The 12821-nt window shown below is 71.2% G+C and carries 11 protein-coding genes; 7 read left to right on the top strand and 4 right to left on the bottom strand.

Translation table 11 applies throughout. The annotated features are described in order from the left end of the window. Positions 1-16 precede the first annotated feature (16 nt). Entirely contained in the window at positions 17-934 is a 918-nt protein-coding gene (locus K1T34_RS37545; protein ID WP_220247599.1) for a LysR family transcriptional regulator, read from the top strand. 203 nt (positions 935-1137) lie between these two features. On the opposite strand, the gene K1T34_RS37550 is transcribed toward K1T34_RS37545, so the two are convergent. The 3 genes from K1T34_RS37550 to K1T34_RS37560 all read right to left on the bottom strand — a co-directional run bounded on the left by K1T34_RS37550 (position 1138) and on the right by K1T34_RS37560 (position 3069). Next, positions 1138-1305 carry a hypothetical protein gene (locus K1T34_RS37550; protein WP_220239470.1) on the bottom strand — a complete coding sequence of 56 codons (168 nt, stop codon included), beginning with the start codon at positions 1303-1305 and terminating at the stop codon, positions 1138-1140. A 163-nt stretch (positions 1306-1468) separates the two neighbouring features. Then, positions 1469-2374, bottom strand: a complete 906-nt coding sequence (locus tag K1T34_RS37555) for an aldo/keto reductase (RefSeq protein ID WP_220239471.1) — start codon at positions 2372-2374, stop codon at positions 1469-1471. Next, entirely contained in the window at positions 2371-3069 is a 699-nt protein-coding gene (locus tag K1T34_RS37560; protein WP_255637833.1) for a FadR/GntR family transcriptional regulator, read from the bottom strand. The genes K1T34_RS37555 and K1T34_RS37560 overlap by 4 nt, the downstream gene beginning before the upstream one ends. Before the next feature lie 212 nt (positions 3070-3281). Between K1T34_RS37560 and K1T34_RS37565 the strand changes: the two genes are divergently transcribed. Beyond that, a complete protein-coding gene (locus K1T34_RS37565) occupies positions 3282-5735 on the top strand; it encodes a glycoside hydrolase N-terminal domain-containing protein (RefSeq protein ID WP_220239473.1) in 2454 nt (817 codons plus the stop codon). Between the two features lie 12 nt (positions 5736-5747). Here K1T34_RS37565 and K1T34_RS37570 read toward each other — a convergent pair whose 3' ends face one another. Further along, positions 5748-6812 (bottom strand): FCD domain-containing protein, encoded by a 1065-nt coding sequence (locus K1T34_RS37570; RefSeq protein WP_220239474.1) that lies wholly within the window; start codon positions 6810-6812, stop codon positions 5748-5750. A gap of 160 nt (positions 6813-6972) precedes the next feature. On the opposite strand from K1T34_RS37570, the gene K1T34_RS37575 reads away from it, so the two are divergent. The 5 genes from K1T34_RS37575 to K1T34_RS37595 are packed head-to-tail and all read left to right on the top strand — an operon-like array spanning position 6973 to position 12788. Then, positions 6973-8244: an ABC transporter substrate-binding protein gene (locus tag K1T34_RS37575; RefSeq protein ID WP_220239475.1), complete on the top strand. Its 1272-nt coding sequence runs from the start codon at positions 6973-6975 to the stop codon at positions 8242-8244. Then, positions 8241-9131: a carbohydrate ABC transporter permease gene (locus tag K1T34_RS37580; protein ID WP_220239476.1), complete on the top strand. Its 891-nt coding sequence runs from the start codon at positions 8241-8243 to the stop codon at positions 9129-9131. The genes K1T34_RS37575 and K1T34_RS37580 overlap by 4 nt, the downstream gene beginning before the upstream one ends. After that, positions 9128-10045, top strand: coding sequence for a carbohydrate ABC transporter permease (locus tag K1T34_RS37585; protein ID WP_220239477.1), 918 nt, complete (start codon positions 9128-9130; stop codon positions 10043-10045). The genes K1T34_RS37580 and K1T34_RS37585 overlap by 4 nt, the downstream gene beginning before the upstream one ends. Positions 10046-10071: 26 nt before the next feature. Further along, the gene (locus K1T34_RS37590) at positions 10072-11991 is read left to right on the top strand and encodes a hypothetical protein (protein ID WP_220239478.1); all 1920 of its coding nucleotides are present in this window, start codon (positions 10072-10074) and stop codon (positions 11989-11991) included. Positions 11992-12002: 11 nt separating this feature from the next. Beyond that, positions 12003-12788: a ribonuclease activity regulator RraA gene (locus K1T34_RS37595; RefSeq protein ID WP_255637834.1), complete on the top strand. Its 786-nt coding sequence runs from the start codon at positions 12003-12005 to the stop codon at positions 12786-12788. Positions 12789-12821 lie beyond the last annotated feature (33 nt).

The following is a 12821-nucleotide window of genomic DNA, read 5'->3' on the forward strand; positions in this document are numbered from 1 at the left end:
CGTGCACAATAAAGCGGTGCTGAACCCGTGGCGCCTGCGCCTGCTGAGCCGGCTCGACACCCTGGGCACCATCCGCGCGGTGGCGAGCGCGTCGAACCTGAGCGCGTCGAGCGTGTCGCAGCAGCTCGCCGTGCTGGAGACCGAAACGCGCACCAAGCTGCTGGAACGCACCGGCCGCCACGTCCGCCTCACCCCGGCCGGGCTGATCCTCGCGCGCCGCGCCCGGGCGATCCTCGACCACATGGACACCGTCGAGGCGGAGCTGCGCGGCCTCGGCGACGAACCCGCCGGCCTGGTGCGGCTGGGCGCGTTCCAGAGCGCCGTCCACACCCTCGCCGTGCCCGCGGTGACGCGGCTGGCCGCGGCGCACCCGGACCTGCAGGTCGAGGTGCTGCAGCTGGAACCCCACGAGAGCATGCCCGCCCTGCGCGTGGGCGACGCCGACCTCATCATCACGACCACGGACTTCGTCGAGCAGCCGCTGGACCCCGACGTGGACCTCGTGCCACTCGCGACCGACCCGATCGTGCTGGTCATGCCCCCGGACCACCCCGCGACCCGCCGCGGCGCCGTCGACCTGGCGGCCTTCGCGGACGAAGCGTGGTCGCTGGACCTGCCGCAGTCCTACATGGCCAACCTGACGCTGCGGCTGTGCCGGCAGTCGGGCTTCGAACCGCGCGCGGTGTGCCGCTTCAGCAACTACATGCTGGCCCTGCAGCACGTCGAGGCCGGCTTGTCGATCACGCTGCTCCCCGGCCTGGCCGTCGATCCCCGCTACCGCGTGACGACGCGCGAGCTCGCGTCGCCGGTGACGCGGACGATCACCGCCGCCGTCCGCCGGGGCTCACCGCAGCGCGCGGCGGTGCAGGTCGTGCTGGACGCGGTGCGGCGGACTCCGCCGGTTTCGGCCGGTGCGCCGGGTGAGAATGTGTGACGCTGGGTCAGCAGGCGCGCCCACCTGGACAACCTGCGAGCGGTGGACTCGTCCGGGCAGCGCCACGATCCTCGACCACGGCTGGTGCCAGACGGGTCCGGATCCTCAACCGGGCGCCACGGTCGCCGCCGGTGCGGCTGACCGGGACCCGCGCGCCCGTTCCCTCCCCGGTCGGGCGCGCGGGAGTCGTTCCCCCGAAGGGCTCAGTGGCTAGCGTTGAACTCGAGCACCTCGTCGAGGCGGGTCGACCACGCCGGGGACGTGCGGCGGAGGCCGACGACGAACGGCGCCGCTCGCCGGGTCCGGCGCGGCGGCAAAACGACCGGTTTGGTGCGCCACCACCGGTTCGCCGTGTCGCGGTGGTCGCTCATGCCGTTCAGCCCCTCTCGTCCGGACAAGATCCACTCTGGCAGCGCGGGCGCGATCCCGCACGCGTGTCGGCGGTGGGCCGGGTGGTCCGGGAATCAGGTGTGCACGACGGTCACAATCTCGTCGACAATCTTGTCAACAAGGCGCTCGCCCGCCGGGGAAAGATCACCGGCTCACGGTGAGTCCGTCGATTTCGGACCACAGCGCGTCCGGGATCGCGGTGGCGAGGTGGGCGGCGTTCTGCTCGACCTCCGCCGGCGTGCGGGCGCCGATGACCATGGCCGTCACGGCCTTGTGCCGCAACGGGAACTGCAGGGCGGCCGCGGGCAGGGCGACCCCGTGCCGGGCGCACGCGGCGGCCAGCGCCTCGACCCTGGCGCGCACGTCGGGCGGTACCGGCAGGTAGTCGAAGCGCGCGTCCGGGCCGGGGTCGGCCAGCACGCCACTGTTGAAGACGCCGCCCGCGATCACTTCCACCCCACGGGTTTCGCACAACGGCAGCAGTTCGTCGGCCGCGGAGCGGTCGAGGAGGGTGTAACGACCGGCGATGAGCACGCAGTCGACATCCGTCTCGGCGACGAACCGGGCCGGCATCTTCGGCTCGTTCATGCCGACGCCGATCCGCCGCACCGCGCCTTCGTCGCGCAACCGGGCGAGGGCCGGGTACGCCGCGCCGACCGCGGTCTCCCAGAAGTCGTCGGGGTCGTGGATGAACAGGGTGTCGAACCGGTCCAGCCCCGTGCGATCGAGACTGTCCGCGAGCGAGGCGTAGACGCCGTCGGCCGAGTAGTCGCGCACGCGTACGAGCCCGTCTTCTCCGGGGCGCAGCAGCCGGCCGACCTTGGACGACACCGTGAACTCGGCGCGTGGCTTGTCGCGCAGGAACTTGCCGAGCCGCCGTTCCGCCACCCCGGTGCCGTAGTGCGGGGCGGTGTCGAAGAACCGCGTGCCGGCGGCCCACGCCGCTTCGAGCGTGGCCCGGGCCGTGGCGTCACCGAGGTCTTCGTAGAGGCCGCCGATCGCCGACGTGCCCAGACCGACGATCTTGCCGGGCGCGGTCGGGGGTGTCACTCGGCCTCCTCGGCCCGGGCGCCGTGCACGCGGCGCAACCAGCGTTCGGTGGTGCTGATGTGCACGAGGGCGGCGGCTTGCGCGAGCGTGGCGTCGCGTTCGGCGAGTGCTTCGTAGATCACTTCGTGCTCGGACAGGGTGCGGTCGGCCGAGCCGGCTTCGACCATCCCGCGCCACACCCGCGCGCGCAGGGTGCCGCCGGAGATGCCGTCGAGCAATGTGGCGAGCGCTTCGTTTCCGGTCGCGGCGGCCACGGCGCGGTGGAAGGCGGCGTCGTGCTGGTTGAGCAGCTCGACGTCGCCGGCCGCGGCGCGCATCGCCTCGAGGTGGCTGTGGATCTGCGCGAGGTGCTCTTCTGTCGCCCGGGTGGCGGCGAGCCCGGTGGCGATCGGTTCGAAGAGCCGGCGCACCTCGGTCAGCTCCAGCAAAGTGTTGCCGTGCATGAGTTCCACGGCGAGGCCGAGTCCTTCGAGCAGGACGGTGGGGGCGAGGCTCGTGACGTACGTGCCGTCGCCGCGGCGCACGTCGAGCACGCGGGCGACAGCGAGCGCCTTGACGGCTTCGCGCATGGGGGAGCGGGAGATGCCCAGCTCGGTGGCGAGCTGGTGCTCCGGCGGCAGCTTCGAGCCCGGCGGCAACTTCCCGGACTGGATCAGCTCGCGGATGCGGGCGATCGCCTCGTCGGTGAGTGACACGCGGGCGACGGTAGCGCCAGACATGTGATGTCTGCAAGAGCTCCGCACGAGAATGCGCTGACCGGCCGAGGGAATACCAGCTGTTTTACGGCGTGGTCTGGACACGTGCGCACGGCTCGCCTACACATACATATGTTCTTTGCGGCCCGTGAGCCGATGCTGTTTCCCACTTCCTCCCCATTCTTCTCCCCACCGGACGAAGGAGTCCCCTCATGTCCTCACCCGGTTTCTCCCGCCGGAGCCTGCTCGGCGCGGCGATGGCGGGCGGCGCGCTCGCCCTGACCACCGCGGCGCTGGGCCGCGTCACGGCCGCCGCCGCACCGGGCGCGCGGCCCGTCCCGGATTCCGTGCTGTGGTTCGACGAGCCCGCCACGATCTGGCAGGAACAGGCGTTCCCCGTCGGCAACGGCGCGGCCGGCGCGATGATCTACGGCACCGTCGAGAGCGAGCAGATCCAGTTCAACCACGACACGCTGTGGAACGGCGGTCCCGGCTCCCACGACGAGGGCCACGAGTACAACTTCGGCAACTGGTACGAGGCGCGCCCGACCGCGCTCGCCGGCGTGCGCGCGACCATCGCGGCCACCGGCAGCGCCGACACCGGCCCGGCGACGGCGGCGCTCGGACAGACGAAGTGGGGCTACGGCGCGTACCAGACCTTCGGGGATCTCTTCCTCGACCGCGCGACTCCGGCCGGTGCCGTGACCGGCTACCGGCGGCAGCTGGACCTGGCGACGGGGCTCGCGACCGTCGGGTTCACGACCGCAGACGGCGTCACGCACACCCGCGAGCTCTTCGCGAGCTTCCCGGACCACGTGATCGTCACGCGCCTGTCCGCGAGCCGGAGCGGGCAGGTGTCCTTCACCGCGCGGTTGTCGACGGCCGACAACCGAACCGTCACGTATTCGGCGAAGGACGGCCGCATCACGATGCGCGGCGCGCTGACCGACAACGGCCTGGTGTTCGAGGCGCAGGTCCAGGTCATCGCCGAGGGCGGACGCGTGACCACCGACCCCGCCGGCCGCGTGACGGTGACCGGTGCGGACGCGGCGACGCTCGTGCTCGCGCCCGGCACGGACTACGCGCCCGTGTACCCGCACTACCGCGGGGTCGATCCGCACCGAGCGGCAACGTCCACTGTGGACGCCGCCATGCACCGTGGCCACCGGGCGTTGCGCGAGCGGCACCTGGCCGACCACCGGGAGCTGTTCGACCGGGTGCGCATCGACCTCGGACAGCAGCCGACGACGGTGCCGACCGACGAGGCGCTGCAGGAGTTCAAACAGGCCCGCAACCAGGCGCAGATCAGCGCCGACCCGCAGCTGGAGATGCTGCACTTCCAGATCGGCCGGTACCTGCTGATCGGCTCGTCGCGCGAGGGGTCGCGCCCGGCGAACCTGCAGGGCGTGTGGAACGACTCGACCAGCCCCGACTGGCAGTCGGACTACACGACGAACATCAACCTGGAGATGAACTACTGGCCCTCCGACGTCACCAACCTGGCCGAGACCGTGCCGCCGCTGGTGGACTTCATCGACGGCCTCCGCGCGCCGGGCCGGGTCACCGCGCGTGACCTGTGCGGGGTGCCGCAGGGCTTCGCCGCGATGAGCCACGTCAACGTCTTCGGCTACACCGGCGTGTCCACGAACGCCGCGACGTGGGCGCCGGAATCGACCGCGTGGCTGATCCGCCAGCTGTGGGAGCACTACCAGTTCACGATGGACGAGGACTTCCTGCGGCGCCGCGCCTATCCGATTCTCAAGGAGCACACGCAGTTCTGGCTCGGCTACCTCGTCACCGACGCCGACGGGACGCTCGTGGTCAGCCCGAGCTTCTCACCCGAGCTCGGCCCGTTCACCGCCGGCGCCACGTACTCGCAGACGATCGTGTGGGACCTGTTCACCAACACCCTCGCCGCGGCGAAGGTCGTCGGCGACCACGCCTACCGGCCAAGCCTGGAGAAGACGCTCGCGAAGCTCGACCCCGGCCTGCGGATCGGCTCGTGGGGCCAGCTGCAGGAGTGGAAGACGGACCTGGACGAACCGGACAGCGGCCACCGGCACATGTCCTTCAGCTACCCGCTGTTCCCCGGCCACCAGATCACGGCCGAGGCCACCCCGGAGTTCTACGAGGCCGCCCGCGTCGCCGTCGAGGCCCGCACCGCGCACACGGCGCAGAACGACATCGGATGGAACCGCGCGCAGAAGATCAACGCCTTCGCCCGCCTGCACAACGGCGACCAGGCCCGCGAACAGCTCGACCACCTCCTGTGGCGCAACACGTTCGCCAACTTCCTCAACGACTGGCCCTTCCAGATCGACGGCAACTTCGGTGTCGCGTCCGGCGTCGCCGAGATGCTGCTGCAAAGCCACGCCGGCTTCGTCGAGGTGCTGCCCGCGCTGCCCACCGGCTGGGCCTCCGGGTCTTTCCGCGGCCTGCGGGCTCGGGGCGCGTTCACGGTCAACGCGTGGTGGACGGCCGGGCAGGTCACGAAGGTCGAGGTAACGTCGGATGTGGGTGGCGACCTGAAGCTGCGCACCGCGTCTCTGGGCGGCGGGGCACGCGTCCACGCTGTCGGCGGCCCGACGCCGCACTACACGACGCACGCCGGCGAGCTCTTGATGCCGACCCGCCGGGGCGCCACCTACACAGTCACCCCGGCGTGAGCCCGACTCCCCTCAGCTCAGGCTCGCCCGGCCGCGGGCGTGGGCGGCGAACAGGCGGGCGGCCTCGTCAGGGTCGCCGGCGGCCAGGGCGGTGACGAGGTCGGCGTGGCGTTCGGCCATGGCGGACCAGTCGCCGTCGTAGAGGGGGTTGCTGACGACGTGCAGGCCCCAAAGGTTGGGCTCCATCGTGCGCCACAGGCGGGCCAGGAAGGAGTTGCCGCTGGCGGCGCACACGTCGCGGTGGAAGGTGATGTCGGCTTCGCGGAAGGCGCCGATGTCGCCGGCGGTCGCGGCGGTGCGCATGCGGTCCACGGACTCTTCGAGCAGCCGCAGGGTCCGCGGCTGCACGCGCACTGTCGCCTCGCGGGCGGCGAACTCCTCCAGCACCACGCGCACGGCACGGACCTCGCGGGCCTGCTCGGCGGAGATCTCGGCGACGTAGTTGCCGCGGTGGGGCAGCGAGCTGACGAGACCCTCGTGCACGAGCCGTTTGATGGCCTCGCGTGCCGGGGCCTGGCTGGTGCCGAGCTGGCGCGCGATGGCCGACTCGACGAGCCGTACACCGGGCCGCAGTTCGCCGTCGATGATCTGCTGGCGCAGCACCTGGTGCACCTGGTCGGACAGCAGGCCCTGGCCGCCGCGGTCCGGAGTGGACAGTCGCGTCGGCGCGGGTTCCGGGGTGCGGTGCTCGCGCCAGATGCGCGACACCGTGGACTGCGAGAGGCCGACCGTGCGGGCCAGCGACCGCGTGGTCGGCACCTCGCCGCCGCGGCGGGCCTCGGCGATCGCGGACAGCACGAGCCGCTCGGCTTCCGCGCGATCCGGGCTGCGGGGCCGGCCAGGCCGGGGTGCGTCCGCGAGCCCGTCGGGGCCGCGGCGCAGGAACCGGCCGCGCCACTTCGTGGCCGTCGCCTCGCTCACGCCGAGGCGCCGCGCGACCTCGGGCACGTCCAGGCCGTCCGCGCAGCTCAGCACGATCCGGCTGCGCAGCCCGAGCGGGCCCGCGTCCTGGCTCGCCCACCCCAGCAGTGTCGATCTCTCCGCGTCGGTCAGTCGCACCGTGGCGTCCTCCGTCATGGCGCGAAGGATACACACTTATGACTCGCCAGTCGGACTTCTGGTTGATTCTGCGCGTTGACAAGGTGATTTGCCGAGAAGTACAAATCACTCAGCAGTCGTTAGCTGAACCAAAATCCCAACCCCAACCTTCCACGCGGTTTCTCAATGAGGAGGAGCGATGCGTCCAGCACGTACCCGCGGGGGCATCGCCGTTCTCGGCGCCCTGCTCACGCTCACGCTCGCCGGTTGCGGCGGCGGCGGGTTCGCGGACTCCGGCGCCGCGGGCGGCGGCACCGGCTCGATCCGGATGCTCGTCAACGTCACCCCGAACCTCACTCAGGACTTCTGGGACCGCCTGGTCGCGCCGTTCGAGAAGGCGAACCCGGGCGTCGACGTCGTGATCGAAGCCCCGTCCGGCAAGGGCGTCTCCGACACCCTGCAGCAGCAGCTCGCCGCCGGCGACCCGCCCGACGTCGTCGAGACGCTGATGGCCGACCCCACGCTCGCGCCCCAGCTCGTGGACCTGACCGGCGAAGACTGGGTGAAGAACACCCCGCTCGCCCAGGAGGCCTCGCTCGGCGGCAAGATCTACAACGTCGGCGTCGGCGAGCAGGCGCAGTCCCTGGTGTTCTACAACAAGACCGCGTTCACCAAGGCCGGCATCACCACACCACCGTCCACACTGGACGAGATGACGCAGGACCTCGGCAAGCTCAAGACCGCGGGCTACCTGCCGCTGCAGACCTCCGGCGACTTCGCCACCGGCTTGCAGCTGCTGCAGCTCACGGACCCGGCCCTGGCCGCGGCCACCCCGCAGTTCTACCAGGACGTGCGCGCCGGCAAGACCACCGTCGGCAAGGCGATGCTGCCGTACCTGAAGCTCTACCAGTCGTGGCTCGACCAGGGCTATGTCGACAAGAACGCGCTGGGCCTGAAATACCCTGACGCGGAAACGGCGTTCCTGCAAGGCAAAGCGGGCATGTTCGTGATGGGCAGCTGGTTCACCGCGTCGGAAGCCAAGGCCAAGAAGGACTTCGAGGTCGGCGTCTTCGCCGCTCCCGTGTCGAGCGGTCAGAAGAGCCCGGGCGCACAGGGCGCCACGATGGCCGCGCCGTACCTGATCATGAAGTCGACCCAGCACCGCGACCTCGCGACGAAGCTGGTGCGCTGGCTCGTCACCGACCAGCAGGCCGTGGTCGCGCAGCTCAAGCAGGACGGCAACTTCCGCACCGGTGTGCAGCGCGAGTTCACGCCGCTGGAGCAGCAGGTGCAGAAGATCCTCGACGCCGCACCGGCCAAGGTCGCCCAGGGCGAGGGCTACGGCGACTCGACCCTGCCGCGCGGGTTCAACTCCGCGTGGAACACCGAGGTCCAGGGCCTCTACATCGGACACTCCCCGGAGACGGTCGCCGACGCCGTCGACCGCTGGCTGTCGGCGCACGCGAAATGAGGCCGCCGGGAAGACGCCGGGACGGCGGCGTCGCCACCGCGGTGATGGTGCTGCCCGCGACCGTGCTCTACACGGTGATGCTGATCGTCCCGGTGGGGCTCGCGATCTACCTGAGCCTCACCGACTGGGACGGCTACAGCGCGGCCCCGGCGTTCGTCGGCGGCAGCAACTACGGCGAGGTGCTGAGCGACCCGGAGTTCCGGCGGGCCGCGTTCGTCACCCTGCTCGCGGCGGTGGTCGGCACGGTCGGCATGAACGTGCTGGGCCTCGGCTTCGGGATGCTCGTGAGCCGCACGACGAGGGTGAGCTCGATCCTGCGGACGATCCTGTTCTACCCGCACGTGCTCTCCGCGCTCGTCGTCGGCTTCCTGTGGAGCGCGATCCTCGGCACCAACGGCGCGGTCAACAGCTTCCTCACCAGCCACGGCGCGAAGCTGCTGCCGTTCCTCTCCGATCCGGACTGGGCCACGGCCACGCTCATCGCCGTGCTCGTGTGGGCCCAGTTCGGCGTCTCCACCGTGCTCTACGTCGCCGGCCTGCAGACCGTGCCGCAGAACCTCCTGGAGGCGGCGCGGATCGACGGCGCGACGAAGTGGCAGACCTTCCGCCACGTCACGCTGCCGGCCATCGCGCCGGTGGTGACGGTGAACCTGGTGCTGAGCCTGATCACGCTGCTCAAGACCTACGACCTGGTCGTGTCGCTCACCTCGGGCGGCCCGGCCGGCCAGACGCAGACGCTGGCCTACCTCATCCTGTGGAACTCCTTCCACGACGGCCGCCTCGGGTTCGGCTCCGCGCAGTCGGTGGTCCTCATGATCGTGACCGCCGGGCTCGCGCTCGCGGTCACCCGGCTGCGCCGCCGCGCCGACCAGGGAGCGCACGCATGACCACCGCCACCCGCACCGTCGCGTCGGCGGACCTGGACTCGCCCCCGCCGCCGGCCGCGCCGACCCCGCCGAAACGCGCCGGGCGCGACCCGCTGCGGCTCGTCCTGCGGGCGCTGGTCCTGCTGGTCGTCGCCGTCGTGATGCTGGTGCCGCTGTACCTGTTGCTGGTCAACGCGTTCAAGGACCAGCAGGACATCCTGGCCGACCCGTTCGGCCTGTCCGGCGGCCTCACACTCGACCACCTCGGTGCGGCACTGCAGAACCCGAGGTTCTCGATCGTCAAGGGCTACGCGATCACCGTACTGTTCGTGGTGCTGGTGAACGTGTTCTCGGTGCTGCTCGCCGGCCCCGCCGCGTACGTGATCGCCCGCAGCACCAAACGCCTGTTCCGCGTGCTGATGGTCTTCTTCCTGGCCGGCACGTTCATCCCCAGCCAGGTGCTGGTGATCCCGGTCGTCTACGTGCTCAAGACGCTCGGTCTCATGGGGACGATCCCCGGTTACGTGCTGTTCGAGACCACGCTGACGCTGCCGTTCTCGATCTTCCTCTACGCCGGGTTCATCCGCACCGTGCCGCGCGACCTCGACCAGGCCGCGGCGCTCGACGGGTGCGGGCGGATCCGCACGTTCTGGCGGATCATCTTCCCGCTGATGCGCCCGGCCGTGGCCACCATGGTCATCCTCAACACGTTCTCGGTGTGGAACGACTTCGTGAACCCGCAGACGATCCTCGGTCCCAGCAGCGGTCTCTACACCGTGACCACCGGGATCTACGCGGCGGTCGGGCAGTACCAGACCGACTACACCGTGGTTTTCCCGACGCTGCTGCTCGCCATCGCCCCGCTGCTCGTGTTCTTCGTGATCATGCAGCGCCACATCATCTCGGGCCTCACGGCCGGGTCCACCAAGGGCTGACCCAAAGCCCGCTCAGAAAGGCAGTCATGACCACCACCCCGACGGTGGCGGCGACCGTTCCGCTCGGCGCGCCACCGAGCTGGGCCGTGCTCGAACGCCGCCTGTTCGACGTGCTCGACACGGCGTGGCGCACGTTCGCCGCCCGCTACTGCGAACCCGACGGCCGCCTGATCTTCCGCGGCACCGGCGAAAGCCGTGACGGCGCCGACGACTTCTACGAGGCGTTCTTCAACTGGCCCGTGCTCTACCAGCTCGGCGGCGCCGACGACCTGCTGGCGGCCGCCAAGCACCACTGGACCGGCGTCACGGAGCAGCTCACCGAGGCCGGGTACCTCGTCGACGAGTTCGAACGTGGCTACGACTGGTTCCACCAGGGCGAATCGCTGCTGCTGTTGTATGGCATCTGCGCCGCGGACCCGAAGGACGCGGCGTTCCGCGACCGCGCCTACCGCTTCGCCGACCTCTACCTGCCGGGTTCGCCGGCGGGCAACTACGACCCGGCCACGCGCACGATCCACGCGCCGCACAACGGTGCCGGCGGCCCCCGCTACGGCATCAGCGACGAGTGGCAGTCCTACCACGCGGACCTGAAGTCGATGCGGCCCTTCGGTTTGCCGCTGCCGGACGTGGCGGGCGTGCGGGAGTGGGCCGACCTCGCCGACCCGGCCAAGGCCCGCGCGATGGGCTCCGCGATGGACGAGCGGATCGGCCGCGGCGACACGGCCGTGAACCTCGCGGCGACCGGGCTCGCGGCCAATGCGTGGCTCTACGGCCACGAGGACCGCTACCGCGACTGGGTGCTCGAATACGTCGACGCGTGGCGCGAGCGCGCCGCGGCGAACGACGGTGTGCTGCCGGACAACGTCGGCCCTCACGGCGTGGTCGGCGAGCTGCACGGCGGGCGCTGGTACGGCGGAAACTACGGCTGGGCCTGGCCCCACGGCGTCTACAGCGTCGGCGCGGCCGCGGTCATCGCCGCCCTCCACACGGTGCTGGTCACCGGGTCCGCCGACCGGCTCGACCTCGCCCGCGGACCGCTCGACGCCGTCGAGGCGCACGGGATCCGCGGCACGGTCGCGGGTTCCGACGCGAGCATCCGCGACCGCTGGGAAGCCGAGCTCGACGTCGAAGCCGAGACGCTGCTCGTGCCCAACCGGTACAGCGACGGAGGCTGGTTCGACTTCCAGCCACCGCAGCTCGGGCTGTCGGCATGGCTGTGGCAGGCCGCGGGGCAGCCCGCCGACCGCGACCGGCTCGACCGGCTGCGCAAGGCGAGCGGCTACGACTGGGCCGACGTCCGGGAGTTCCGCAACAAGGAAGAGGCCGGGCACGAGGCACCGTGGCTGGAGTTCCTGCGCGGCGCCAACCCCGGCTACCCGGAGGCGATGCTGCGAACCGCGCTCGGCCAGGTCGCCCGGCGCCTCGCGCTCATCGAAGCGGACACCTCAGACCCCGCGGCCGTGCACGTGCACCACTGGCAGCGGCACAACCCGGTGCTCACCGAAGCGTTGCTGCAACTGGCCACCGGCACGCCACAGGTGCTCTACAACGGTGGCCTGCTACCGAGCCGGCTCGCGTACTTCGACGCCGGCAAGCAGCGGCCGGGACTTCCGCCCGATGTCGCCGCTCTGGTGGACCTCGCGACCGACGACCACGTGCGCGTCGAAATGGTCCACATCGGACTATCGGACGAGCGCCGCGTGGTCGTGCAGGCGGGCGGGTTCGGCGAGCACCGCATCGACCGCGTCGCCTACACCGCCGCGGCGCAGGGCTACCCGGGTGACCCGCGCGCTTACACCGCACCGGGTTCGCCGGCCTCGACGCGGACGGCCGACGTCGGCGGACCCCGCCTGGAGGTCGTGCTGCCGCCGGGGCACGGCGTCCGGCTGGACCTGTTCCTGACCCCGCGCGCCTATCCGGCCGCGCACCACAGTTTCGACGAGTGAGGAGCCGACCAGTGGAACGCAACGGCGACACAGCGCCGGCACCGGTGTGGGAGCTCCCGGTCCGCGGCGCGGACCCGGGCCCGGCCGATCCCGCGCTGGTGCGCGGGCTCGAGGCCGTCAGCTCCGCCACCGCGTGCGCCAAGCTGCACCAGCAGGGCATCCGCCGCACGTTCGTGGAAGGGCCGCGGCCGCTCACGACCGGGCAGAAGGTGGTCGGCCGGGCCGTGACCCTGCAGTTCATGCCGCAGCGCGAAGACGTCGCTTCCGGCGTCGCGCAGGAGTACGTGGAGCGCAGCACCGCGCTGTGGGCCGTGCTGGAGGAAATCCAGCCCGGTGACGTGCTCGTGGTGCAGGCGTACGGCAGCGCGTTCACCGGCTGCTTCGGCGACATGCTCGTGCGCTACTTCAAGCGCAAGGGCGGGGCCGGGATCGTCGTCGACGGCCGGATCCGCGACTCGCCCCGCGTGGAGCAGCTCGGCGTGCCGATCTGGTGCACTGGCACGACCCCGCACTACGCGTCGCAGGCCGAGCTCTTCCCGTGGGCCTACCACGTGCCCGTCGCGTGCGGCGGCGTGCTCGTGCTGCCCGGTGACCTCGTCGTCGCCGACGACGACGGCGCCGTGGTCGTGCCCAAGCTCAAGGCCCCGCACGTGATGGAGGCGGCCCGTGACCACGAGGAGTGGGAACGCTTCAGCCGGTCCCGGCTGGAAGAAGGCGCCCGCCTCTCCGACTACTACCCGCTGACCCCGGACTCGCGCGCCGAGTTCGAGGCCTGGCGGGACCGCCGCCACCAGTAGAGAGATCCGTTGCCCACCCCCCGCGAAGGAGAT

Origin of the sequence: Amycolatopsis sp. DSM 110486 (assembly GCF_019468465.1) — a bacterium.
GTDB lineage: Bacteria > Actinomycetota > Actinomycetes > Mycobacteriales > Pseudonocardiaceae > Amycolatopsis.

Excerpts from the sequence above, each read along its gene's own strand:
- K1T34_RS37550 (WP_220239470.1), bottom strand. The coding sequence starts at position 1,305 with ATGAGCGACCACCGCGACACGGCGAACCGGTGGTGGCGCACCAAACCG.
- K1T34_RS37565 (WP_220239473.1), top strand. The coding sequence starts at position 3,282 with ATGTCCTCACCCGGTTTCTCCCGCCGGAGCCTGCTCGGCGCGGCGATG.
- K1T34_RS37570 (WP_220239474.1), bottom strand. The coding sequence starts at position 6,812 with ATGACGGAGGACGCCACGGTGCGACTGACCGACGCGGAGAGATCGACA.
- K1T34_RS37575 (WP_220239475.1), top strand. The coding sequence starts at position 6,973 with ATGCGTCCAGCACGTACCCGCGGGGGCATCGCCGTTCTCGGCGCCCTG.
- K1T34_RS37580 (WP_220239476.1), top strand. The coding sequence starts at position 8,241 with ATGAGGCCGCCGGGAAGACGCCGGGACGGCGGCGTCGCCACCGCGGTG.
- K1T34_RS37585 (WP_220239477.1), top strand. The coding sequence starts at position 9,128 with ATGACCACCGCCACCCGCACCGTCGCGTCGGCGGACCTGGACTCGCCC.
- K1T34_RS37590 (WP_220239478.1), top strand. The coding sequence starts at position 10,072 with ATGACCACCACCCCGACGGTGGCGGCGACCGTTCCGCTCGGCGCGCCA.